Annotated in this window: 22 protein-coding genes, 1 tRNA gene and 2 riboswitches; of the genes, 17 read left to right on the forward strand and 6 right to left on the reverse strand. The window is 69.1% G+C overall.

Features of this window, described 5'->3' with window-relative positions:
- The first annotated feature begins 3 nt into the window (after positions 1 to 3).
- Both ABD143_RS21120 and ABD143_RS21125 read left to right on the forward strand, forming a co-directional pair.
- On the forward strand, positions 4 to 702 hold the full coding sequence (locus ABD143_RS21120; RefSeq protein ID WP_343981005.1) for a DUF305 domain-containing protein: 699 nt from the start codon (positions 4 to 6) through the stop codon (positions 700 to 702).
- Positions 703 to 738: 36 nt separating this feature from the next.
- Positions 739 to 813: transfer RNA gene (locus ABD143_RS21125), tRNA-Arg, on the forward strand.
- 291 nt (positions 814 to 1104) lie between these two features.
- Here the strand turns inward: ABD143_RS21125 and ABD143_RS21130 are convergent.
- From ABD143_RS21130 to ABD143_RS21140, 3 genes are all read right to left on the reverse strand, one after another.
- Complete coding sequence (locus ABD143_RS21130; protein WP_343981008.1) at positions 1105 to 1902, reverse strand: GNAT family N-acetyltransferase; 798 nt, start codon at positions 1900 to 1902, stop codon at positions 1105 to 1107.
- A gap of 571 nt (positions 1903 to 2473) precedes the next feature.
- On the reverse strand, positions 2474 to 2836 hold the full coding sequence (locus tag ABD143_RS21135) for a nuclear transport factor 2 family protein (RefSeq protein ID WP_343981011.1): 363 nt from the start codon (positions 2834 to 2836) through the stop codon (positions 2474 to 2476).
- A 27-nt stretch (positions 2837 to 2863) separates the two neighbouring features.
- Positions 2864 to 3436 (reverse strand): NADPH-dependent FMN reductase, encoded by a 573-nt coding sequence (locus ABD143_RS21140; RefSeq protein WP_343981014.1) that lies wholly within the window; start codon positions 3434 to 3436, stop codon positions 2864 to 2866.
- A 171-nt stretch (positions 3437 to 3607) separates the two neighbouring features.
- On the opposite strand from ABD143_RS21140, the gene ABD143_RS21145 reads away from it, so the two are divergent.
- Both ABD143_RS21145 and ABD143_RS21150 read left to right on the forward strand, forming a co-directional pair.
- Positions 3608 to 4093, forward strand: coding sequence for a MarR family winged helix-turn-helix transcriptional regulator (locus ABD143_RS21145; RefSeq protein WP_343981017.1), 486 nt, complete (start codon positions 3608 to 3610; stop codon positions 4091 to 4093).
- A 608-nt stretch (positions 4094 to 4701) separates the two neighbouring features.
- Positions 4702 to 5358 carry an alpha/beta hydrolase gene (locus tag ABD143_RS21150; RefSeq protein ID WP_343981020.1) on the forward strand — a complete coding sequence of 219 codons (657 nt, stop codon included), beginning with the start codon at positions 4702 to 4704 and terminating at the stop codon, positions 5356 to 5358.
- Between the two features lie 114 nt (positions 5359 to 5472).
- Here the strand turns inward: ABD143_RS21150 and ABD143_RS21155 are convergent, their stop codons facing one another.
- On the reverse strand, positions 5473 to 6717 hold the full coding sequence (locus ABD143_RS21155) for an MFS transporter (RefSeq protein WP_343981023.1): 1245 nt from the start codon (positions 6715 to 6717) through the stop codon (positions 5473 to 5475).
- A 120-nt stretch (positions 6718 to 6837) separates the two neighbouring features.
- On the opposite strand from ABD143_RS21155, the gene ABD143_RS21160 reads away from it, so the two are divergent.
- The 3 genes from ABD143_RS21160 to ABD143_RS21170 all read left to right on the forward strand — a co-directional run bounded on the left by ABD143_RS21160 (position 6838) and on the right by ABD143_RS21170 (position 9140).
- Positions 6838 to 7806: a LysR family transcriptional regulator gene (locus tag ABD143_RS21160; protein ID WP_343981025.1), complete on the forward strand. Its 969-nt coding sequence runs from the start codon at positions 6838 to 6840 to the stop codon at positions 7804 to 7806.
- Between the two features lie 94 nt (positions 7807 to 7900).
- Positions 7901 to 8134, forward strand: coding sequence for a hypothetical protein (locus tag ABD143_RS21165; RefSeq protein WP_343981028.1), 234 nt, complete (start codon positions 7901 to 7903; stop codon positions 8132 to 8134).
- Positions 8135 to 8438: 304 nt separating this feature from the next.
- Entirely contained in the window at positions 8439 to 9140 is a 702-nt protein-coding gene (locus tag ABD143_RS21170; RefSeq protein ID WP_343981031.1) for a hypothetical protein, read from the forward strand.
- Here the strand turns inward: ABD143_RS21170 and ABD143_RS21175 are convergent.
- On the reverse strand, positions 9132 to 9668 hold the full coding sequence (locus tag ABD143_RS21175) for a universal stress protein (protein WP_343981034.1): 537 nt from the start codon (positions 9666 to 9668) through the stop codon (positions 9132 to 9134). The genes ABD143_RS21170 and ABD143_RS21175 overlap by 9 nt on opposite strands.
- A gap of 258 nt (positions 9669 to 9926) precedes the next feature.
- Positions 9927 to 9989: riboswitch (Fluoride riboswitch) on the reverse strand.
- 96 nt (positions 9990 to 10085) lie between these two features.
- Between ABD143_RS21175 and ABD143_RS21180 the strand changes: the two genes are divergently transcribed.
- The 7 genes from ABD143_RS21180 to fdhD all read left to right on the forward strand — a co-directional run bounded on the left by ABD143_RS21180 (position 10086) and on the right by fdhD (position 18222).
- On the forward strand, positions 10086 to 10310 hold the full coding sequence (locus ABD143_RS21180; protein WP_343981037.1) for a hypothetical protein: 225 nt from the start codon (positions 10086 to 10088) through the stop codon (positions 10308 to 10310).
- A 223-nt stretch (positions 10311 to 10533) separates the two neighbouring features.
- Entirely contained in the window at positions 10534 to 13827 is a 3294-nt protein-coding gene (gene fdh, locus ABD143_RS21185) for a formate dehydrogenase (protein WP_343981040.1), read from the forward strand.
- A complete protein-coding gene (locus ABD143_RS21190; RefSeq protein WP_343981043.1) occupies positions 13824 to 14864 on the forward strand; it encodes a 4Fe-4S dicluster domain-containing protein in 1041 nt (346 codons plus the stop codon). Before fdh ends, ABD143_RS21190 begins: the two co-directional genes overlap by 4 nt.
- Positions 14861 to 15907 carry an NrfD/PsrC family molybdoenzyme membrane anchor subunit gene (gene nrfD / locus ABD143_RS21195; protein WP_343981046.1) on the forward strand — a complete coding sequence of 349 codons (1047 nt, stop codon included), beginning with the start codon at positions 14861 to 14863 and terminating at the stop codon, positions 15905 to 15907. Before ABD143_RS21190 ends, nrfD begins: the two co-directional genes overlap by 4 nt.
- Before the next feature lie 4 nt (positions 15908 to 15911).
- The gene (locus ABD143_RS21200; RefSeq protein WP_343981050.1) at positions 15912 to 16097 is read left to right on the forward strand and encodes a hypothetical protein; all 186 of its coding nucleotides are present in this window, start codon (positions 15912 to 15914) and stop codon (positions 16095 to 16097) included.
- Positions 16098 to 16147: 50 nt separating this feature from the next.
- The gene (locus ABD143_RS21205; protein ID WP_343981053.1) at positions 16148 to 17326 is read left to right on the forward strand and encodes a molybdopterin molybdotransferase MoeA; all 1179 of its coding nucleotides are present in this window, start codon (positions 16148 to 16150) and stop codon (positions 17324 to 17326) included.
- Positions 17327 to 17328: 2 nt separating this feature from the next.
- Positions 17329 to 18222 carry a formate dehydrogenase accessory sulfurtransferase FdhD gene (fdhD, locus tag ABD143_RS21210; protein WP_343981055.1) on the forward strand — a complete coding sequence of 298 codons (894 nt, stop codon included), beginning with the start codon at positions 17329 to 17331 and terminating at the stop codon, positions 18220 to 18222.
- Between the two features lie 344 nt (positions 18223 to 18566).
- Here the strand turns inward: fdhD and ABD143_RS21215 are convergent, their stop codons facing one another.
- Positions 18567 to 19061: a universal stress protein gene (locus ABD143_RS21215; RefSeq protein WP_343981058.1), complete on the reverse strand. Its 495-nt coding sequence runs from the start codon at positions 19059 to 19061 to the stop codon at positions 18567 to 18569.
- A gap of 256 nt (positions 19062 to 19317) precedes the next feature.
- Positions 19318 to 19380: riboswitch (Fluoride riboswitch) on the reverse strand.
- A gap of 291 nt (positions 19381 to 19671) precedes the next feature.
- On the opposite strand from ABD143_RS21215, the gene ABD143_RS21225 reads away from it, so the two are divergent.
- From ABD143_RS21225 to ABD143_RS21235, 3 genes are all read left to right on the forward strand, one after another.
- Positions 19672 to 20625, forward strand: a complete 954-nt coding sequence (locus ABD143_RS21225; protein ID WP_343981061.1) for an alpha/beta fold hydrolase — start codon at positions 19672 to 19674, stop codon at positions 20623 to 20625.
- 93 nt (positions 20626 to 20718) lie between these two features.
- Entirely contained in the window at positions 20719 to 21357 is a 639-nt protein-coding gene (locus tag ABD143_RS21230) for an HD domain-containing protein (protein WP_343981064.1), read from the forward strand.
- A gap of 327 nt (positions 21358 to 21684) precedes the next feature.
- Positions 21685 to 22105, forward strand: a 421-nt coding sequence (locus tag ABD143_RS21235) for a catalase (RefSeq protein WP_343981067.1), incomplete at its 3' end; no start/stop codon positions are given.

The following is a 22105-nucleotide window of genomic DNA, read 5'->3' on the forward strand; positions in this document are numbered from 1 at the left end:
GTGGTGAGCAGCCCCACCCAGGCACCCGAGGACCAGACGCCGGACGAGCCGCGCGAGGCGCGGTGGGTCCGGCCGGTCCTCGCCGTCGCCGCCGTCATCGGGCTCCTGCTTCTCGGCGCCGCGGGCGGACTGCTGCTCGGCAGGCCCGGCTCGTCCGACTCGCAGGTGCCCACGTCCGGGTCCGTGGACGTCGGGTTCGCGCAGGACATGAGCGTGCATCACCAGCAGGCCGTCGAGATGGCGTCGTGGGAGCGCGACCACACCACCGATCCCGTCCTGGCCCAGCTCTCCTCCGACATCGAGGCCACCCAGACGGGCCAGATCGGCCGCATGCAGGGCTGGCTGGAGCTGTGGAACGCCGCGCCGCTGCCCGTCGGCGGGCACATGGCGTGGATGACGGAGCCCTCCCACGACCACTCCGCCACCCCGACCGGCGGCGTCGCCACCATGCCGGGCATGGCGAGCAGCGCCGAACTCGCTGCCCTGCGCGCCGCCACCGGCCAGCAGCTCGACGTGATGTTCCTGCAGCTGATGCTCCGCCACCACCAAGGCGGGGCGCCGATGCTGGAGTACGGCGCGACGCACGCCGACGTGCCGCAGGTGCGCAACCTCGCGTCGCAGATGCTGCGGTCGCAGACGGCGGAGACCGACTACCTGCGCCAACTCCTCGCGGAGCGCGGAGGGCAGCCGCTGCCGATGTAGATCGAGGGGTGGGGTAGGGTTTGAGGAAGTAGCACGGCCCCCGTAGCTCAGGGGATAGAGCACCGCCCTCCGGAGGCGGGAGCGCAGGTTCGAATCCTGCCGGGGGCACCATCCGGATCACCAGCAGAAACGGTCCCTCACCTGCAGGAACAGAGTGAGGGGCCGATCCTGTTGTGCCGGCCACGTCCGGGGCGCACCGGCCGTTTGCGGCCATCTACGGCCAATACACGTCCAAGTTGTACGTGAGCTTGGGCAGCTCCGGGGCGCGCTCCCCCGGGAACAGCCGGCCATCCGGACCGGTCCTGTACGCCGCGATGCGCTCGTGGAGCAACGCGGTGAGTTCGGGTCGGATCGACGCCTCTGTAAGATCAAGTGCGCCGCCTCCGGTGGCGCTCGGGCCAGCTACCCGGCCCGGCTTGCCGAGTAGCTGCGCGTGACAGCGGTGGGCCGGAACCCGAATCGGGCGTAGAGGTGCTTCGGGGTGTCGTCTGCCTCGGCACCGATCAGTACTGGCCGCGAGCCCCGCTCGCGGGCGGTTCGGATCACGAAGCGCAGCATCTGGGTCGCGATCCCCTCGCCACGCGCCTCGGGGTGCACGAAGACATCCTCGATCATGGCTGCGCCATCAGAGCGGGTCCACACCCCGATGCAACCGACCGCCCGGGAATCGTGACGCGCGACGAAGTAGGTGGCCGGTGTGAGACCCCGTCGGAGCAGCACCGCCGCGCAGGTCTCCGAGACAGATCGCACCGCGCGCCCGGCTCGGCGGTCTTCCTCGATGTGGTCGATCCTGAACAGTCCCTCGATTGCCCGCCAATCCTCGTCGTCCTGGGCGAGTTCCAACATCAAGGTGGCTGGCTCGATGGCGACCGACGCCGGGAGCACGAACTGAAGTTGCGTGTCGAGCGACCAGTCGTTCAGCACGAGCAGCGCTTCGACGGCCGGTGGAGTGCGCGGCGAGATGAGGACCCGTCGGCAGGGTGCGCCAGTGATCGCTTCGACGTCTGCCAGGAGTGAGACGAGCTGATCCTCGGAGCCGACTCTGAGCGAGGTGAGGAAGTTCTCGAGCGGATGGCCCGGAGCGGCCGGCGACCTCACCAGCCGACCAAGCCCGAGATCGACACTCTCGCCGCCCAGCGACCAAAACTGCTCGACGAGGTCAGCCACCTCATCGGCCGTCAGCTCCATCACCTGCATCATCGACCTCCCGTTTCGATCTCGTTCTGTCGTATCACGGAAGGAGCCGGGCTCCGTCCCGCGTCAAACACCGCTTCGGAGATCAGGGGGATGCGGCGGGGTGGGGATCTCCACCTCGACCCAGCATGCATGGAGCAAGAACAACCCACGCGGACAATGCACGGACGCAACAGGTGGAGCAGCGTCCACCGCAGGTCAGAGCCGATATGACAGCGCTCTGTAAATCCGCTCCGCGCTACGATCCGCGCATTCGGTACTCCATGTCGGTCGGTTGTGACCAACTTTTTAGCAACAGCGCCCGCCCACGCGGCCAGCACGTTCGTTCCCACACCACGTCGCCCGGGTGGCGCTCACGCAGCTCACGTGCGGGTTGCCGACCGCGGCCGCCTCCCGAAACGTCTCCTCGGTGTCGGCCTCCGCCCCGGTCGCAGAAGTAGAACGTAGGGCTCTGTCTGATCGCGACCCGGTGGCGCCGGGTGCCGCGCATGGCCTCGCCGGTGTCTTCCCCGCCGTCACGGCTGATCAATGACCAGCTGTAGGCACTGGTCGAACTGTGATCCCGGAATCCGGCCCTTCAGCCCGGAGTGGGCTGGCCTTCCACGAACACCGTGCGCACGGTCGTGATCCTCCCGTCCCGGACCGTGATCACGTCGATGCCTCGGACCACGGGGGCGCCGGCTGGCCCGAACGCCCACGCCAACGCCCCGAAGTCCGGTCCGACGTACTTCGGGCTGTCCTCCTCGAACACGTACGTGTCCGGAACACGCCCCAGCAGGTCGCCAGCCTTCGCCCCCAGGGCGGCCCAGCCGGTCACGACCTCCTCCGGGTCGCTGAACTCGACATCCTCCGCGTAGACGTCGCGAATGGCCGCTTGGCGGGACGACTCGTCACGGTTGGCGAACACACGGTGCAGGTTCGCTGACAGCAGGTCAGCCACGGTAGCCACGATGATCCCCAACCCTTTTCAGGCGGCCACGGGCGCGGCGCGCAGCGGGGCCAGCGCGGTGCTCCACGCGACGACCTGGTCGAGCAGCGTGTCCAGCGCGGCCACGTTGTGGGCGCCGGGGCGGAACACGTGGAAGTCCTCGAACTCGGTCAGCAGCGACAGTGTCACCTGCTGGCGCACGTCCGCCATCTGCAGCTCGCCGGCGATCAGCCGCAGGTGCTCGACGGCCCGGGCGCCGCCGACGCTGCCGTAGGAGACGAACCCGACGGCCTTGTTGTGCCACTCGGCGTACAGGTAGTCGATCGCGTTCTTCAGCACCCCGGACGTGCTGTGGTTGTACTCCGGGGTGACCATGACGAAGCCGTCGAACGAGGCGATCTTCTCCGCCCAGCGCTTTGTGTGTTCGTGTTGGTACTGGCCGAACGACGGCGGCAGCGGCTCGTCCAGGTGGGGCAGCGGGTAGTCGAGCAGGTCGACCAGCTCCAACTCGGCGTCGTCGCGACGGGAGGCGACGTCGTCGACCCACTTGGCGACCTGCTCGCCGTTCCGGTTGGGGCGGGTGCTGCCGAGGATGATGCCGATCCTGATCATGGCGGTGCTCCTCTTCCGATGTGGCGACCGTCCACGGCCGGCCCTCACGGTTGCCGGACGGCGGCCTTGGGGCCGCGCCTGCTGCCGCGGGAAACCGGTCGCGGCGGTTTGATTCTATGTCAACAAAGGCTAGTGCAGTTTGATTCCATGTCAACAAGTAGGGTGGGCGGCGTGGAACCCGCCTGGTTGGACGAACGCGAGATGCGGGCCTGGCGCGGCTTCAACCGCATGCGCGCCGAGCTCACCGCCCGGCTGGCCCGGCAGCTGGGCCAGGAGGCTGGCCTGAGCTGGGCCGACTACGAGGTGCTCGTGCGAGTGTCCGAAGCGCCGGGCCGGCGGATCCGCGCCCGTGACCTGGGCCGGTCGTTGCGGTGGGAGCGCAGCCGGCTGTCCCGGCAGATCGCGCGCATGGAGGCGCGGGGCACCGTAGAACGCGCTCCCAGCGAGGGGGACGCCCGGGGCTTCGACGTCGTCCTCACCGATGCGGGCCTGGCCGCGATCCAGGCCGCGGCCCTGACGCACCTCACCGCTGTCCGACACTGCTTCGCCGACCTGCTCACCCCGCAGCAGCTCGACGTCTTCGGCGACATCGCCGAGACCGTCACCAACCACCTCGCCGCCGAGCACACCGACGTCGTCAACGGCGAGGAGGAGTGATCCCGGTCCCGCGATGGTGAGGTGAACCCACGATGGCGAGTGTCGCCGGTCAGGCGCCACGACAATCTCGCCGGAACTCACGGCTCGGTTGTAGACGCGTCTTGGGCCTACGAGCTCGATGCGGCGCGCGGTCGGGCAGGCGTGCCATGAAGACCTGCGCGCGGGCGGTTCAGCGACCACGTCCGGGGTGAAGGCGATGCGCCGTGCCGCTCGCCACTCATACGCGTCCAGCTACTTGTCCGCGGGCCGTGACATGCACACCAGGGCTGTTGGATCTTGATTGGACCGCTCTGATGTTCACCTCACGGCGGTGGCGGGTGCGTGGATGTGTGCAGAGCCTGGAGTCGCGCGGTGGTCGGGCTGGACGTCGTCGCCGGCTCTGCACACACATGCGCATCCAGCCGCAGTCCCGCCTGTGGCGTCCTCCCCCAAGACGGGTGGGAGCGTCTTCCACCTCGGTTCGCCCGCGGGCTGATCGGGTGTGGTCAGCGGAGGAACCTGTCCGCCGTGAGCGGCGGCGGCGCCTGCACTGGATCACTGAGTACTGGCATCGGCGGGATCACCGGTGGGTCCGCGTCGACTCCGAGGTGATCGGCGGGGTGTCGTGCATGATTGGCTATTACCAACCCAATAGCCTTGGCCCTATGCCAAAACCGACACACGCCCACAGCTTCCTCGCCGGCACCGATACCACCAGAGCGCCGCTCGTTCTGCTACATGGCTCAGCCGGCACCGAATCCGATCTAATGCCACTGGCCGACGAATTAGCGCCAGGGGCGACGAAGCTCGGCATCCGTGGAACAGTTGCCATGGGCGGGGGTCATGCCTTCTTTCATCGCTTTCCAGATCGCCGGGTGGACGAGGCAGACATTGCGGCCAGAGTACCGGTGCTGGCGGAATTCATTGAAACGTCCTGCGCCGGCTACAACCTCACTAGACGGCCTATGGCAATCGGCTTCTCCAACGGTGCAATCATGGCCGCAGCCCTGTTGATGACCCATCCTGGCCTGCTGGCGGGCGCGATCCTGTTCCGACCCCTTTCCCCTTTCACCCACGATCCCCCCTACCGTCTGGACAGTACGCCAGTCCTGATCATCGACGGTGCGAAAGACAGCCGCAGATCGTCCGGCGATGGCCTACGACTGGCCGAACGGCTGCGTCGTGCTGGAGCGCTGGTGAACCACCATTTGCTGCCGGTCGGCCACTCGATCACCGCCGAGGACGGAGGGATTGCACACGAATGGCTTCGGGCGCTCAAGCTTTGATCGGTGCCGCTGACGGCGGCGCCAGCGTGTCCAGGAGCAGTCGCTGCCTGGTGTCGTGCGCGGGGCGGGTGATCGTGGCCGTGAGGTGGGCGATCTCGTTGCGGGTCAGCGGGATCAGCGTTGCCGGGCCCGGGCCCGGGCCGCGGGCTCGGGGTCGGGCATGTGTGCCTGTTTGGGCAGCAGGAGCGGGGTGGCGAGCAGGAGGACGCCGGAGATGGTGATCGCGGCGAGGGGGCTGGTGAGTGTGGCGAGGATTCCCCAGATCACCATGAGGGTGGCTTGTACGAGTTTGCTGCTGACACTCCACGTGCTGAGGACTTGCGCGGCGTGATCCGCGGGAGTGCGTTGCAGGCGTTCTGTGGCATAGATCGGGTTGAAGATGCCCATGCAGGTGATCAGCAGGCCTTCGACGATGATCACGGTGAGGAGCCCGGGGATGCCGGGATGGGTGAATGCGAGACCGAGCGGGAAGACCGATCGCAGCCAGCCGGAGACGATCATGACCCGGTGCCGACCGTAACGGGCGACGAGGTGTGCGGAGAGGCGGGCGCCCACGAAGCCGCCGAGTGCCGGGATGCCGAAGGCAAGACCGTATTGCCAGGCCGGGAAGTGGTACTGGCCCAGCAGGAGGACGGCCAGAAGCGGGACGGTGGCCATGATCAGGCCGCCGACCAGGATCGAGTTGAGGAACAGGCGCCGCAGTACGCGGTCGTGGAGGATGAACCGCCAGCCGGCCAGAAGGTCGGCTCTGCGCAACCCGGTGGCCGGGTCGCGGGGTGCTGCGACGTCGCCCCCGCGGATGCGGAGGACCCCGAGCGCGGACAGCAGGTAGCTGAGGGCGTCGGCCATGACAGTGATGACCGGGCCGAGCACCCCGATGAGCGCGCCACCGAGGGGCGGGCCTGCCGCGGTCGCCATCCAGCTCGTGCCCTCGAATCTCCCGTTCGCCACAAGGAGGTGGTCGCTGCGGACGAGATGTTTCAGATACGCGCCGGATGCGGCGGTGAAGGCGATGCTCGCGGTCCCGGAGATGACCGAGACGACCAGCAGTTGGCCGTAGGACAGCAAGCCGAGGACGTACGCGATCGGAACACTCGCCATCGCGGCGAACCGGATCAGGTCCATCGCGATCATCACCGGACGCTTGGCCCGGTGCTCGACCCATGGCCCGAGCGACAACGCAACAATCGCCGCGACGGCAAGCCCGGCCGCCTGTAGAAGGGAAACCGCGAATGCCGGCGAGTGCAGCACTTGAACCGCGATCAGCGGGAACGCTCCGAAGGCAATCCACGTACCGTATGTACTGACGGCGTAGGCCGACCACAGCCAACCGAAACTGCGCCCCAACTGCACGCGCATGCGACTCCCTTGCGACAACCGATGTTCGGGTCGCTGAATCACATCAGCCGCACCGTCGCGTGATCAAACAACCGGCTCCCGGCGAGCCACAACGATCAGTTGGGCACTTAAACTGGATCAATGGATACCGAGGCGGTGCGATCGTTCGTCCGCGCGGCCGAACTCGGACAGCTGCAACGTGCGGCCGACGAGCTCGGCGTGACGCAGCAGGCCGTGTCGAAGCGGATCGCAACCCTCGAGCGCGAACTCGACGTCCGGTTGTTCATCCGCACCGCCCGAGGGGTCGAGCTGACATTCGACGGCCAAGCCTTCCTCCCGCACGCCCGGAACATCATCACGGGTGTCGATCGCGCCGTCACCGCGATCAGGCCGGGCTCGCGAGCCCTTCGGGTCGACGTTCTCGGCCTGCGATCCGCGCAGGCTGTCGTCCTGCACGAATATTGGCGGTCGCATCCCGAAACCGACCTCGACGTGGTGACCCTCAGGGTCAACGACCCGCGCGTGGCGGTCACGGCCGTCCAAGCGGGCGATATCGATGCCTCGTTCCGCACGGTCACCGACCCGGCCACGCTGCCGCGCGACGTGCACATGATCCACGCGTTCGACTCCCCGCTGGAACTCCTCGTCGGTCCGAGACATCCGCTCGCCTCCGCACGAGCACTGACACCACCCCAGCTGCGCCAGCACCGGATCTGGGTGCCGGGTATCGCGCCGCGAAGCGAATGGGCAGAGTTCTACGATCAGCTCGCCACCGACTTCGACCTCCGCATCGACGCCGCCGGCCCGAACTTCGGCAACGAGGTACTCCTGGACGCCCTCGCGGACTCCGCAGACGTGGCCACCCTCGTAGGCGCGCGCGACCGGTACATCTGGCCGACGAACTACGACATACGCCGCATCCCGATCGTGAATCCGACGCTCGCATACCCGCTCTCGCTCATCTTCCCCAGAACGAATCCACACCCAGGACTCCGGGCGATCATCAACCACTTCGCAAGCCTGACACCGCTCCCCGAGTCAGCCTGGCTGCCATCCTGGGCGACGGCGCCACGCCGTAGCGACGGCGACATCGCGCACATCCGCCACTAACAGTCTCCAGGAGCCACCCTCATCCCGAAGCGTGTCCGACCGTCCGCGACCGATCACCGCGCGACCTGCTGCGAGCGGGCCATCGGCCATGCACATGATCCCCACCCGGTGGGTCGAGCGCAGAGCGGGTGAGTCGGGGGCGGAGCTCCTCACCGGTCCTTGGCGTTGCGATCACCGTTGCCGGCCGCGACCTCGGGCCGGACATCCCATCGCCGCCCGCACCGGCCATTGCATTTCGTTCTGGCAGTTCACGAAGTACGGCATCGCCGTCACGACCTTCTCCACCGCGCTGGCCCGGATCTACGTGGCCATGCGCTACTTCCTGTGAACCCCGGACCGGGCCCGGCACTCTCGTCGCGTCAGTGTCCGGCGCTTGGGGCCATTGCTCCCATTCCTTGGCTCCGGGGTGGCGTCGGGGGGCGAAACTGCGAGATCATCCGGATCCTGCGGAACCTCCGGTTCAGCTGCTGAACCGGCCTCGGCTCGGGTTGGAGGACGATGGGGTGGGCGGCATTGGGCTGCGGCCGTCGCGGTTGCCTGGACAGGCTCGCGCAACCGGCTGCGCCGGCGTCTGTCGAGACGCGCCGAGAGGCTGACGTCGAGGGTGCGCCGTGATCGTCGAAACGCTGGGCTTGATCGGCATCGCGGCGATCGGCTACTACCTCGTTGTCGGTCGACCGCGAGCGAGGAGGGCCCGGGTCCACACCGGCCTCGCCGCGCTGGCTCCAATCATGACGGCCGCGACGGTGGGCAACGGGCCACTCACCAGCACTCCCGGCACCAGCAAGCTGCATCTGCGCGGCGGCTATCAGGGATTCCACATCGAGGCCTGGAGCGAAACGACTGACCCTCGACCGGCAGGCAGCGACGATCCGTCGAGTCCCGTGAACCAGTTCGTCGTCAGGTGCGTCGGCCTGAACGGACGCCAGCCGTGGAACTGCCAACGGCGGAGGGTCAGCCTGAACCCGTTCGCCAAGGACCAACTCGTGTTCACCGCATCACTCGACTCGGAATCGTTCCTCGCCGGGCGGTTGGGCCAGTTCATCGGGTTACCCCCGCCGGACCCGGAACTGGAGCAACGCCTGTCCGGGGCTGGGCTGCTCGCCGAGATCGCAGGCCTCGGGCACGGTCCCCACAGCTGGCTCCCGCATGTCAGGTTCGTTCCCCCAATTGACTTCACGCGGGGCTCGCGCCCGCCGAACGTCAGCTGGCTGGAATGCCGGGTCGAGGTGGAGCACGGGCTCGTGCCCACGGCCGAGCGCTTCCAGCAGTTGCTGGATTGCGTGGTTCGCCTGGTCCACATCAACGCCCGGGAGAACCCCGGGTCAGGATGAGCCGCCCGGCCGATGGTGGAGATTTTGCTGTGCCCAGCTGAGTTGTGTTGGTGGGACGATGAGGACGGGGCGGTGTTGGTATTCGATGAGGGCGTGTGAGACGGAGGGTTGGACGAGGCGGGAGAGGGTGGCTCGGAGTCCTTCGCCGCGGGTCCCGACGACGATCATGAGTGCGTTGTGTTCGTCGGCGGCGGCGGCGAGTGCTTTGGCTGGGTTGCCTCGGCAGGATTGGTAGGTCCACGGGAGGCCGCTTCGGATGAGGGCGGCTTCGACGTGGTGACGTTCTTCGGTGAGGATCCATTCGCCTTGTTCTTCCCAGTCGGCGGCGTCTGGGTCGATGGGGTAGTCGTCGAGGACGACGACGTGGACGACGTGTAGTTGGGCGCCGAGTTGGCGTCCGAGTTCTGCGGCGACGGCGAGGGCGTGGTCGCTTGTGGTGTCGCGGCAATGTCCGACGACGAGCGTGTTCGCCCGCTTCTTGCTCGATTTGGCAGATACGCTCTTGGGCTTTTCAAGCTTCGCGGTCATGTCGTCGCTCCAGGTCTCGCGCTCCACCGGTTGTGTTGCGCGTGCAACTTGGGTTGTTGTTGTGGGGCTGTGCTGTCGGGTGGTCGGCAGGCAGAACCCGGGGGTGGCTGACTTTCCGGGCAGCGGTGCGTGCACCCCAGGCCGTGATCTGGTGGCGACGGGCGACGGCGAGCCCTGGTGCTGGGGCCGGGGGAGGTGGGGCCGCGGAGGTGGGGAGTCGGAGCTTGTGGTGTCACGTCCCACCTCCAGAGTTAAACCCTGTTGGTAGGAGCCATCAGCCCGTGTGGGCGGTCAACGGCGAGCCCCATCGCCTGTGACCTGAATCACACCTCTCCGGGCGGTCGGACGCACTCCTCGCAGCAACCTCTCCACCTCGAACCCGAGACGGCCCTGGTCAGCCTCGGCATCGAGACCGACGTGCTGGGGATGGACCTCGACCAGGTCGCCGCCGAAGAGGTCGCGGCCGTCGTGGCGGCACACCCACGACCGGACTTCAAGAACAACATCCTGCGGGCGTTCTACGACGGGATGAAGGACCGCCCCGACACCACCTTCGGAACCATGAACGACGACGTGCTCGCCCACTTCGCGCCCGGCCGAGACAGCCTGGCTGCCATCCTGGGCAACGACGCCACGCCGTAGCGTCGGCAACATCGCGCACACCCGCCATTAACTCGTCGAGTTGGCCCGCGCGCGAATAAACATGCGTCACCCCATGTTCGGATGATTCACTGCCCGGGCGACGAGGGCCGTACGCATCCGGTTCGCCGCGGGTTGTATCTCCTGCCATCGCATGGTGTCCTAGGAAGCGGTTGCGTCGGCGCCTGGCAGCAGCCGTTGATTGATCTCCGGACGGAGAAAGCGCATGGGTGTGCCTCGCTGGCTCAGCTCGTGGCCGATATACCGTCAGCTGACTGGACCCGACCGGCTGGGCCGTGGTGCAGCTGCGGAGTCACCACTTTCGGCTGCCATGCAGGCACGGACAGCAACCGCAGATCGGATCGTTAAGTCCGTTTGCCCGTATTGTGCGGTTGGTTGTGCTCAGAATGTTTTCGTTACCGACGAGAAAGTGATCCAGATCGAGGGCAACGCCGACAGCCCCATCTCGCGTGGTCGGTTGTGCCCCAAGGGATCGGCGAGCAAGCAGCTGGTCACCGGCCCGCAGCGGGAGCAGAAGGTGCTCTATCGGGCTCCCTACTGCACAGACTGGAGTGAGCTCGAGCTCGACGCGGCCATGGACATGGTCGTGGATCGGGTGCTGGACGCCCGGGCCAAGGGCTGGCAGGACCACGACGACCAGGGCAACCGGCTCCGTCGCACGATGGGCATCGCCCACCTCGGCGGAGCAACACTGGACAACGAAGAGAACTACCTGATCAAGAAGCTGTACACGGCCCTGGGTGCGATCCAGATCGAGAACCAGGCCCGTATTTGACACTCCGCCACGGTTCCCGGTCTGGGAGCCTCCTTCGGCCGCGGCGGCGCCACCAACCCCCAGCAGGACCTGGTCAACTCCGACTGCATCGTGATCATGGGCTCGAACATGGCCGAAGCGCACCCGGTGGGGTTCCAGTGGGTGATCGAGGCAAAGGCCAGGGGGACGCGGGTTTTTCACATCGATCCCCGGTTCAGCCGCACCAGCGCCGTGGCCGACGCGCACGTGCCGCTCCGCGCCGGGAGCGACCTGGCCTTCCTGGGCGGAGTGATCAACTACATCCTGAGCAACGAGCTGGACTTCCGGGAGTACGTCGTCGCCTACACCAACGCTGCCCACCTGGTCCGCGAGGACTTCCAGGACACCGAGGACCTGGACGGGCTGTTCAGCGGGTACGACCCGGCAACGGCGACGTATGACCCCGCGTCCTGGCACTACGAGGGGATAGACCCGACCGAGACCTCGGCAGCACGGGAGGGGCCGGCGGAGGCCAAGCAGCGCGCGCGGGGCGACACGCACGGTGGGGCTGGGCCGACACTGGGCGGGGTGGCGGGGGACATCACCTCGGACCCGACACTGCGCCATCCGCGATGCGTCTACCAGGTCCTCAAGCGACACTTCGCCCGGTACACCCCCGAGATGGTCGAGGAGGTCTGCGGCACCCCTCGGGAGCAGTTCCTCGAGGTGTGCAAGGCCTGGACCGCCAACTCGGGGAGGGAACGCACAGCCGCGCTGGTGTACAGCGTCGGGTGGACCCAGCACAGCGTCGGGGCGCAGTACATCCGCGCCGGGTCGATCATCCAGCTGCTGCTGGGCAACATCGGCCGACCCGGCGGCGGCATCCTCGCGCTGCGGGGGCACGCGAGCATCCAGGGCTCCACCGACGTCCCCACCCTGTTCAACCTGCTTCCCGGCTACCTGGCGATGCCCTCGTCCGTCTCTCATCCGGACCTGGAGAGCTACCTGGAGAGCATCTGCGGCGGTGAGAACCAGAAAGGATTCTGGTGCAACGCCAATGCGTACATGGTGTCGTTGCTCAAGGAGTACTGGGGCGACAAGGCCACGCGCGAGAACGACTTCTGCTACGACTACCTGCCGCGGATCAGCGGAGATCACGGCACCTATCGCACCGTCCTGGACATGATCGACGGGAAGGTCTTCGGCTATTTTCTGATCGGCCAGAACCCGGCCGTCGGGTCGGCGCACGGTCGGCTGCAGCGCCTCGGAATGGCCAACCTCGACTGGGTGGTGGTCCGCGACCTCGCCATGATCGAGAGCGCCTCGTTCTGGAAGGACGCGCCGGAGATCGAGACCGGCGAGATCGTCACGGAGAAATGCCGTACGGAGGTGTTCTTCTTCCCTGCTGCCTCACACGTGGAGAAGGAAGGTTCGTTCACCCAGACCCAGCGGATGCTGCAGTGGCGGGACAAGGCCCTCGAGCCCACCGGCGACCAACGCTCGGATCTGTGGTTCTACTACCACCTGGGCCGGCGGATCAGGGAGCGGCTGGCCGGGTCGAGCGACGACCGGGACCGGCCGATCCTGGACCTGGCCTGGCACTACGAGGTACATGGCGACGAGCCGTCCGCTGAGGACGTCCTCAAGCACATGAGCGGGCGCGATCTGACCACCGGTCGGCTGGTGGACGGCTATATGGACCTCAAGGCGGACGGCACCACGTCCTGCGGCTGCTGGATCTACAGCGGTGTCTACGCCGGGGGCGTCAACCAGGCGGCGCGGCGGACATCGCGACTCGACCAGGACGAGACCGCCCTGGAGTGGGGGTGGGCATGGCCGTACAACCGGCGGGTTCTCTACAACCGCGCCTCGGCCGATCCACAGGGCCGCCCCTGGAGCGAGCGCAAGGCGCTGGTCTGGTGGGACCCGGACAACGACGAATGGACCGGTCGCGACGTGCCCGACTTCGAGCGGAACAAGCCGCCCGACTACCGGCCGCCTGCCGGTTCCTCCGGCCCGCAGGCCCTGCGTGGCGACGACCCGTTCATCATGCAGGCCGACGGCAAGGCGTGGTTGTTCGCACCCCGGGGGCTGGTCGACGGTCCCTTCCCCACGCACTACGAGCCGCACGAGTCGCCCGTGCGCAACCCGTTCTACACGCAGCAGGGCAACCCGACACGGATGGTCTACGGGCGCCCCGACAACCCCTCCAACCCGTCCCCACCGGAAGCGCACTTCGACGTCTTCCCGTACGTGCTCACCGCGTCCCGGCTCACCGAGCACCACACCGCAGGCGCCATGAGCAGGATGTTGCCCTACCTCGCCGAACTGCAGCCCGCGATGACCGTCGAGGTCTCTCCGGAGCTCGCCGCCGAGCGCGGGCTGACCCACCTCGGCTGGGCACACGTGATCACCAGCCGCGCCGCCGTCGAGGCCCGGGTCATGGTGACCGACCGGATGGCGCCGCTGCGCGTCCAGGGCCGGACCCTGCACCAGATCTGGTTGCCCTTCCACTGGGGCACCGTCGGCCTCGTGACCGGAGACGGGTTCAACGACCTGCTCGGCGTGTTCCTCGACTCCAACGTGTTCATCCAGGAGGGCAAGGTCGCCACCTGCGACATCCAGCCGGGTCGTCGCCCACGCGGGCGTGCGCTGCTCGACTACGTCGCCGGGTACCGGGATCGCGCCGGCATCACCACCGAGACCGGCACACACATCGCCACCGGGAGCGGCGTCGCGCACGTCGAGGAGGAGCTGCCATCGTGAAGCGCACGAACAGCCTGAGCGGGCCGTTGCACGACGTCGCCGGTGACGCCGGTCATGTCGACCATCCGCCACGCGTCGGCTTCTTCACCGACACCTCCGTCTGCATCGGCTGCAAGGCCTGCGAGGTGGCCTGCAAGGAATGGAACCTCGTCCCCGACGACGGGTTCGACCTGCTCGGCATGTCGATGGACAACACCGGCTCGCTGGGCGCGAGTACCTGGCGACACGTTGCGTTCGTCGAGCAGCCCGTTCCCCTCGGCGCTCAGACCTCCGGCCTGGCCGGGCTCCCGACCGGGGAGGTCTCCGCCGGCCCCGTGCAGGCCGAGGTCGTGGCCGGCAGGCTGCGGGCGGCCGAGCGGGGCGGCGGGGAACTCGGCACCTCGCCGCTCGAGGTTCCGGAGGTGCCCGAGGACCTGGGCATGCCGACGTTCCGGCGTCCGGGCGACGGCACAGGCGCGGAGACCCGCACGGACTTCCGCTGGCTGATGTCCTCCGACGTCTGCAAGCACTGCACGCACGCAGGCTGTCTGGACGTCTGCCCCACCGGCGCGCTGTTCCGAACCGAGTTCGGCACCGTCGTCGTGCAGCAGGACATCTGCAACGGCTGCGGCTACTGCGTCTCCGGCTGTCCGTACGGCGTGATCGACCGGGGCATCGCCGACGGCAGGGCACACAAGTGCACGTTGTGTTACGACCGGCTCCACGACGGGCTGGAGCCGGCGTGCGCCAAGGCCTGCCCGACCGACTCCATCCAGTTCGGCGAGCTCGACGAGCTGCGCGAGCGCGCAGCGAACCGGGTCGACGAGCTGCACGAGCGGGGCGTCACCGAGGCCCGCCTCTACGGAGCCGACCCCGACGACGGTGTCGGCGGCACCGGTGCATTCTTCCTGCTCCTCGACGAGCCCGAGGTCTACGGCCTACCGCCGGACCCGGTCGTCCCGACCCGCGACGCCCCCGCGATGTGGCGGGCCGCCGGCGCTGCCGGGGCCGCCTTCCTGGCCGCCGGCGTCGCTGCGTTTCTCGGGGCCCGGCGATGACCGGGGACCGCTCCGCCCCGTCCCCCGCGGACACGAAGCGCGGTCGCGATCACGACGGCGCGCGCGAGCAGCGAATGGTGCCGGAGGCGGAGTTCCGTTCCTACTACGGCAGGCCGGTGCTCAAGCCTCCGGTGTGGGATTGGATGGTTCCCGCCTACCTGTTCACCGGCGGGCTCGCGGCCGGATCCGCGGTGCTCGCGGCCGGGGCTGACGTCACCGGCCGACCGAGGTTGCGCCGGGCCGGCCGGCTGGGCTCGCTCGCCGCCTTGACCGCGAGCGGCGTTCTCCTGGTCGGCGACCTCGGCCGGCCCGAACGGTTCCACCACATGCTCCGCGTCGCCAAGCCCACGTCCCCGATGAGCGTCGGCACCTGGATCGTCACCGCCTTCAGCCCCGGTGCGGGAGTCGCGGCGATCGACGAGCTGGTGCCGCGCCGCTTCAGCCGGACTCTGCTCGGCCGGCTGCTGCACCGGATCGCCCGCCCGGCCGGCATGTCCGCCGCGCTCGTCGCGCCGGGCCTCGCGTCCTACACCGCTGTGCTGCTCTCGCACACGGCCGTGCCGGCGTGGAAGGAGGCCGGCGAGGTGCTTCCGTTCGTCTTCACCGGATCGGCGGCGGCCGCCTCCGGTGGCCTCGGCATGGTGTTCACGCCAGTGGACGAGGCAGCCCCTGCCCGGTGGTTCGCGATCTGCGGCGCGACAACCGAGCTCGCGGCGTCATCCCTGCTGGAGAGCCGGCTCGGCCTGGTCGGGGAGGCCTACACGACGGGCCGGGCACACCGGCTGCGCCGCGGGTCCGAGGTGCTCACCGTGTTCGGTCTGGTCGGCACACTGCTCGGACGGCGCAACCGGACCGTTGCCGGGGTCGCCGGGCTTGCGCTGGCCGCGGGCAGCGCGCTCCAACGGTTCGGCGTGTTCGCGGCCGGCGTGGCATCGGCCAAGGACCCGAAGTACACCGTCGTCCCTCAGCGAGAGCGCCTCGAGCGTGGGTCCCGGGCGTCCGCGTCCGCGGTCCATGGCTCCAGCGGTCCCGTGCCGGGGTAGCGGAATGCGACGAGGGAACCAGATCGCCGTGCAGTTCCACGGCCGCGACCCGGAGCAGGCCGACGCGGAGTCGCCCGCACACGCGCACCTTCTGGAGCCGCGGACGAAGAACGCGCTGGTGGCGCACGTGGGCGCAGGCGGCGCGGATCTCGACGATCTGGCGGTCCGAGCCGCGGAGCTGCGGCGATGACCGAGGCTTGCGCGCGTGTCGGCATCGACCGGCCGCAACGAGGAAGCGGCATGAGCACGGCCTTCGCGCCGACATCCACGTCGGTCTCGTGGGACGGCGCCCGGGAGCACGCGTACGCGACCGCGATGCCGCCCGCGCCGTGCGCGGTGCCGCTCGCGGAGGCGGCAGGAACCGTGCTCGCGGCACCGCTGGTGGCCCCGTGCGCGGTGCCGCCCGTGGACCGCTCGGCCATGGACGGCTACGCCGTGCGCGGCCGGGCGCCGTGGACGGTGGTGGGCACGGTACGGGCCGGGAGCCCGCCGGCCCGGGAGCTGCGGCCCGGCCAGGCGTGCGCGATCGTCACCGGCGCCGCCGTCCCGCCGGGCACCGACGCGGTGCTCCCCGACGAGGACGCCGTGCTCACCGGCCGCGGGCTGACCGGGTCGGTAGCCACGGGCCGCCACATCCGGCGGGCGGGTGAGGAGTGCGCGGCCGGCGAGGAGCTGGCGCCCGCGGGCCCGGTGGTGAACCCGCCGCTGCTCGGGCTCGCGGCCACCCTCGGCTTTGACACGCTGCTCGTCCACCCGCTCCCCCGCGTCACCGCGTTCGTCACGGGCGACGAACTGGTCGACCACGGCCTGCCGGGACCCGGCCGGGTGCGGGACGCGATCGGTCCGATGCTGCCCGGGCTCGTCGAGCGGGCCGGGGGCCGGTTGACCCCGGCCGTGCGGGTGCCCGACACTCGCGGCGCGCTCGTCGACGCGCTGGCCGAGGCCGACGCCGAGCTGGTGCTCGTCTCCGGCTCGTCGGCGGCGGGCCCGGCCGACCACCTGCGCGCCGCGCTCGCCGACCTCGGCGCCGACCTCGTCGTCGACGGGGTGGCCTGCCGCCCGGGACATCCGCAGACGCTCGCGCGGCTGCCCGGGGACCGGCTGGTCGTGGGCCTGCCCGGCAATCCGCTCGCCGCGCTCGTGGCGTTCCTGACCCTCGGCGTGCCGGTGCTCACCGGGCTCCGCGGCGAGCCGCTGCCTGCGCTGCTGGCCGCACCCGTCCCCGGCGGGCTGGAGCGGCACCCGTCGAGTACCCGGCTGGTCCCGGTGCGCGTCGGCCCGTACGGCGCGGAACCGGTGGGACACGCAGGCCCGGCGATGCTGCGCGGCGCTGCGACGGCCGACGCGCTCGCGGTGGTCGACCCCGGACCGGCGGCAGCCATCGCCGCCCGGCTTCTCCCCCTCGACCCTGGAGCGTGACCATGGGGCGTCTGATCGCTCGCCGTCCGGTGCTGCGGCTCACCCCCGACGGGGAGCGCATGCGGCCCGACGCCCTCGCCGTCGAGGAACCGCTGGAGCTGCGGGTCGGGGGCCGCGCGCTGGCCGTGACGATGCGGACGCCCGGTCACGACGTCGAGCTCGCGCACGGGTTCCTGCTCACCGAGGGTGTGATCGGGAGTGTCACCGACGTCCGCGACGCCCGGTACTGCGCTACGCCTACCCGCCCCGCCGGCTCCGCAAGCTCCGCCGGCATGCCATCCCCCAGGGTGGACGACGACGGCCGCAACACCTACAACGTGCTCGACGTCGGCCTGGCCCCGGACGTGCCGGAGCCGGAGACCGGGGTGGAGCGCAACTTCTACACCACCTCATCCTGCGGGGTCTGCGGCAAGGCCTCGCTCGACGCGGTGCGTCTGCGTTCCCGGTACCTGCCCGCGGGTGACCAGGTCCGGGTGTCCGCCGAGGTGGTCGCCACTCTGCCCGACGAGCTGCGCCGCCGCCAGCAGGTGTTCGACCGCACGGGTGGGCTGCACGCGGCCGGGCTCTTCGCCGCCGACGGCACGCTGCTCGTCGTGCGTGAGGACGTCGGCCGCCACAACGCCGTGGACAAGGTCCTCGGCTGGGCGCTGCTGCAAGGCCGGATCCCCGCGCTCGGCACGCTGCTCGTGGTGTCCGGGCGCGCCTCGTTCGAGCTGGTCCAGAAGGCCGTGATGGCCGGGGTGCCGATGCTCGCTGCCGTGTCCGCGCCGTCGTCGCTGGCCGTGGAGCTGGCCGAGGCGTCGGGCCTCACGCTCGCCGGGTTCGTGCGGGGCGGATCCATGAACGTCTACACCCGAAGCGAGCGGATCATCATCCGGGCAGCGGCGCCGCACTAGTGTCCCGCGCCGGAAGTCCGGTGCATATATCGGCGGATCCAGGTTTCCGCTGGGTGTGCCGGGGCGCGGTCCTCGTACCGGGCGTACTCGGGCCGTGCGCCGGTGCGCCCAGCGGGGAGCTGGGCCGTCGAGATATGTGGTGGACTTGCGGCGCGGGACACTAGCGATCCGCGCCGGAAGTCGGGTGCGTATATCGGCGGATCCAGCGAGCCTGAAGGGGCGCTACCGCAAGATCGAGGCCGACCCCGAGCTGCTCTACGTCGAACAGTCTCCAGGAGCCAAACCGTCATGTGATCGCACAAGGCTCAGGAGCTGCCGCGCCGATGGTGGAGATTTTGCTGTGCTCAGCTGAGTTGTGTCGGTGGGACGATGAGGACGGGGCGGTGTTGGTATTCGATGAGGGCGTGCGAGACGGAGGGTTGGACGAGGCGGGAGAGGGCGGCTCGGAGTCCTTCGCCGCGGGTCCCGACGACGATCATGAGTGCGTTGTGTTCGTCGGCGGCGGCGGCGAGTGCTTTGGCTGGGTTGCCTCGGCAGGATTGGTAGGTCCACGGGAGGCCGGTTCGGATGAGGGCGGCCTCGACGTGGTGACGTTCTTCGGTGAGGATCCATTCGCCTTGTTCTTCCCAGTCGGCGACGTCTGGGTCGATGGGGTAGTCGTCGAGGACGACGACGTGGACGACGTGTAGTTGGGCGCCGAGTTGGCGTCCGAGTTCTGCGGCGACGGCGAGAGCGTGGTCGCTTGCGGTGTCGCGGCAGTGTCCGACGACGAGCGTGTTCGCCCGCTTCTTGATCGATTTGGCAGATACGCTCTTGGGCTTTTCAAGCTTCGCGGTCATGTCGTCGCTCCAGGTCTCGCGCTCCACCGGTTGTGTTGCGCGTGCACCTTGGGTTGTTGTTGTGGGGCTGTGCTGTCGGGTGGTCGGCAGGCAGAACCCGGGGGTGACTGCCTTCCGGGCAGCGGTGTGCGCACCCATGCCGTAATGAGGCGGCCACGGGCGCCGGCGAGCCCTGGTACTGGGGCCGGGGGAGGTGGGGCCGCGGAGGTGGGGAGTCGGAGCTTGTGGTGTCACGTCCCACCTCCAGAGTTGAACCCTGTTGGTAGGAGCTATCAGCCCGTTTGGGCGGTCAACGGCGAGCCCCATCGCCTGTGATCTGCATCACACCCCTTTCCGGGCGTTGGGACGCACTGAGCCATTTCCAACCTGAGTCAGCAGGCGAGGATCAGGGTCTGGTCGGCCTTGACCAGGGCGGTTGCCCTGCTCGGGCCGGAGCGGATCTTGCGTAGGATCCTCCAGTTCTTGGTCTCGGCGGTGGCCCTCTCTCCAGGTCCGCGCCGGTTGGGGTGGGCGTGGCGAGAGTCGCCGGTAGCGGCCGGTGTCCGGATCGAGACGCCGGCGCCGCCGATGAGAACCGATGAGTTGCGCCATCTCGCGGGGTCCAGTCGGCATGGAGACTCTTCTTCCGGTCGGCGACGTCGAGCTGTGCGTCGACACCGTCGGCTCGCCGACCGACACTGCGCTGCTGCTGATCGGCACCACCGTCGCCGCCTGGGACGACGAGCTCGTCGAGCGGCTCACCGGCCGGTTCGTCATCCGCTACGACCTGCGGGACGCCGGCCGATCGACCACCGTCGACCCCGACTCGCCCGGCTACACGCTGCGCGACCTCGTCACCGACGCCGTCGGCGTACTCGACGGGCTCGGCATCGCTCGCGCCCACGTCGCGGGCCTCGCGACCAGCGGTTTCATCGCACAGCTCCTGGCGCTGGACCACCCGTCGCGGGTCGCCTCGCTCGTGCTGATCGGCACTCGCCCGGTCGCGCCGGGCCCCGTCGACGACGACCTGCCCGAGCACTCCCCGGCGATCATGGCCCACTTCGGCAGCGCCCCACCGGTCGACTGGACCGACCGCACGTCGATCCTGGACGGCGCGGTGGCCACGGCCCGGGTGTTCTCCGGCTCGCCACAGTTCGACACCGCCGAGGCCCGCGCCCACGCGGCCGGCGTCCTCGACCGCTCCGGTCCGCACCCGGCGTCGGCGCGCAACGGTCTGATGAACACGATGTTCTCAAAGCTGGACTGCACGCCGCGCTGGCGCGAACGGCTCCCGGAGATCACCGCACCGACACTGGTGGTGCACGGCGCAGCCGACCCGTTCTTCCCGGTGGGTAACGCGGAGGCGCTGGCCAAGGAGATCCCCGGCGCAATCCTGAGGGTCCTCGACGGGGTCGGCGCGGAGCTCCCCCGCCGGGCACACACGGAGGTGGCCACGGCGGTGCTCACACACACGGCGCCGCAGCCCGGTGCCCAGGGCAGTGAGCCATTCTCCTCGCAGCAACCTCTCCCGAGGCGCGGTGCGAGCCACGAGCGTCCTCCCGAGGCAAGTGCGGTCTGTCCGTAATCGTGTGATGCATGGCCGCCAGCGCGGGGCCCGACGCCGACTGTGCGAGCAGGCTCGGATTAAAGGCAAAACCCTCCGAGAAAGGTGCAGCACATGACCGAGACGATCGCCGGGATCAACATTCCCGACACCGAGCTGGCCCGCGAGGCCACCGAGCTCGTCCACAAGGCCACCAGCCCGCTGTTGTTCAACCACTCCCGCCGCGTGTTCCTGTTCGCGAGCCTGAAGGGCCGCTACCGCAAGATCGAGGCCGACCCCGAACTGCTCTACGTCGGCGCGATGTTCCACGACCTCGGCCTGACCGAGGCCTACCGGCGCACCGACCAACGCTTCGAAGTCGACGGCGCCGACCTGGCCCGGGACTTCCTCCTCGACCACGGCCGCAGCGCCACCGAGGCCCGCGCCGTCTGGCTGGGCATCGCCCTGCACACCACCCCAGGCGTCCCCAACCACCTCGAACCCGAAACAGCCCTGGTCAGCCTCGGCGTCGAGACCGACGTACTGGGGATGGACCTCGACCAGGTCACCGCCGAAGAGGTCGCCGCCGTCGTGGCCGCACACCCACGACCGGACTTCAAGAACAACATCCTGCAGGCCTTCTACGAGGGAATGAAGGACCGCCCCGACACCACCTTCGGAACCATGAACGACGACGTGCTCGCCCACTTCGCGCCCAACTTCACCCGCGCGGACTTCGTGGACATCATCACCGGCTCGGCATGGACCGAGTGACCTCTCAGCCAGCGCAACCAACGGGGGCAGTGCGCCGGTGGCGCTGCCTCGACCACCGGGTTCTGGGACGGCCCGCCGACCAGGTCGTCGCCTGACCTGAGTCCAAGGTGCCCTGCGCGCGATCGCGGGCTACGGCCGCGGCTGCCAGCCGCGGCGCCGATCCGGCCGGCAGCTACTCGGTGAACGCCGACGTCCTGGCTAATTCGTGCCCCGGTTTCGTCTGCACCGATTTCGTCGAGGCCATCCCAGAACAACGCCTGGCCAGAATAACAAAGCCACAGCCACAACGGCCCAAATTTCGCGTCATAAGAAAGGAAAGGCACCTTTATGAGCACCAGCCAGCCCAATGCGGCCCAGCCCAATCCGACCACGACGGACAGCGGCGCCCCAGTCGCGAGTGACGACCACTCACTGACCGTTGGCGCGGACGGCCCGATCCTGCTGCAGGACCACTACCTGATCGAGCAGATGGCCAACTTCAACCGCGAGCGCATCCCGGAGCGCCAGCCGCACGCCAAGGGCAGCGGCGCGTTCGGCTACTTCGAGGTGACCGCTGACGTCAGCGCCTACACCAAGGCGGCGGTGTTCCAGCCCGGCACCCGCACCGACACGCTGATCCGGTTCTCCACCGTGGCCGGCGAGCGGGGCAGCCCCGACACCTGGCGCGACCCGCGTGGCTTCTCGCTGAGGTTCTACACCAGCCAGGGCAACTTCGACATCGTCGGCAACAACACCCCGGTGTTCTTCC

Origin of the sequence: Pseudonocardia aurantiaca (assembly GCF_039526725.1) — a bacterium.
GTDB lineage: Bacteria > Actinomycetota > Actinomycetes > Mycobacteriales > Pseudonocardiaceae > Pseudonocardia > Pseudonocardia aurantiaca.

What these genes read in the sequence shown, in the direction of transcription:
- ABD143_RS21160 (WP_343981025.1), top strand. Translation starts at nt 6,838, where the DNA reads ATGGATACCGAGGCGGTGCGATCGTTCGTCCGCGCGGCCGAACTCGGA.
- ABD143_RS21150 (WP_343981020.1), top strand. Translation starts at nt 4,702, where the DNA reads ATGATTGGCTATTACCAACCCAATAGCCTTGGCCCTATGCCAAAACCG.
- ABD143_RS21215 (WP_343981058.1), bottom strand. Translation starts at nt 19,061, where the DNA reads ATGACCGCGAAGCTTGAAAAGCCCAAGAGCGTATCTGCCAAATCGATC.
- ABD143_RS21155 (WP_343981023.1), bottom strand. Translation starts at nt 6,717, where the DNA reads ATGCGCGTGCAGTTGGGGCGCAGTTTCGGTTGGCTGTGGTCGGCCTAC.
- ABD143_RS21140 (WP_343981014.1), bottom strand. Translation starts at nt 3,436, where the DNA reads ATGATCAGGATCGGCATCATCCTCGGCAGCACCCGCCCCAACCGGAAC.
- ABD143_RS21130 (WP_343981008.1), bottom strand. Translation starts at nt 1,902, where the DNA reads ATGATGCAGGTGATGGAGCTGACGGCCGATGAGGTGGCTGACCTCGTC.
- ABD143_RS21200 (WP_343981050.1), top strand. Translation starts at nt 15,912, where the DNA reads ATGCGACGAGGGAACCAGATCGCCGTGCAGTTCCACGGCCGCGACCCG.
- ABD143_RS21205 (WP_343981053.1), top strand. Translation starts at nt 16,148, where the DNA reads ATGAGCACGGCCTTCGCGCCGACATCCACGTCGGTCTCGTGGGACGGC.
- ABD143_RS21225 (WP_343981061.1), top strand. Translation starts at nt 19,672, where the DNA reads ATGGAGACTCTTCTTCCGGTCGGCGACGTCGAGCTGTGCGTCGACACC.
- ABD143_RS21165 (WP_343981028.1), top strand. Translation starts at nt 7,901, where the DNA reads ATGATCCCCACCCGGTGGGTCGAGCGCAGAGCGGGTGAGTCGGGGGCG.
- ABD143_RS21175 (WP_343981034.1), bottom strand. Translation starts at nt 9,668, where the DNA reads ATGACCGCGAAGCTTGAAAAGCCCAAGAGCGTATCTGCCAAATCGAGC.
- ABD143_RS21230 (WP_343981064.1), top strand. Translation starts at nt 20,719, where the DNA reads ATGACCGAGACGATCGCCGGGATCAACATTCCCGACACCGAGCTGGCC.
- fdhD (WP_343981055.1), top strand. Translation starts at nt 17,329, where the DNA reads ATGGGGCGTCTGATCGCTCGCCGTCCGGTGCTGCGGCTCACCCCCGAC.
- nrfD (WP_343981046.1), top strand. Translation starts at nt 14,861, where the DNA reads ATGACCGGGGACCGCTCCGCCCCGTCCCCCGCGGACACGAAGCGCGGT.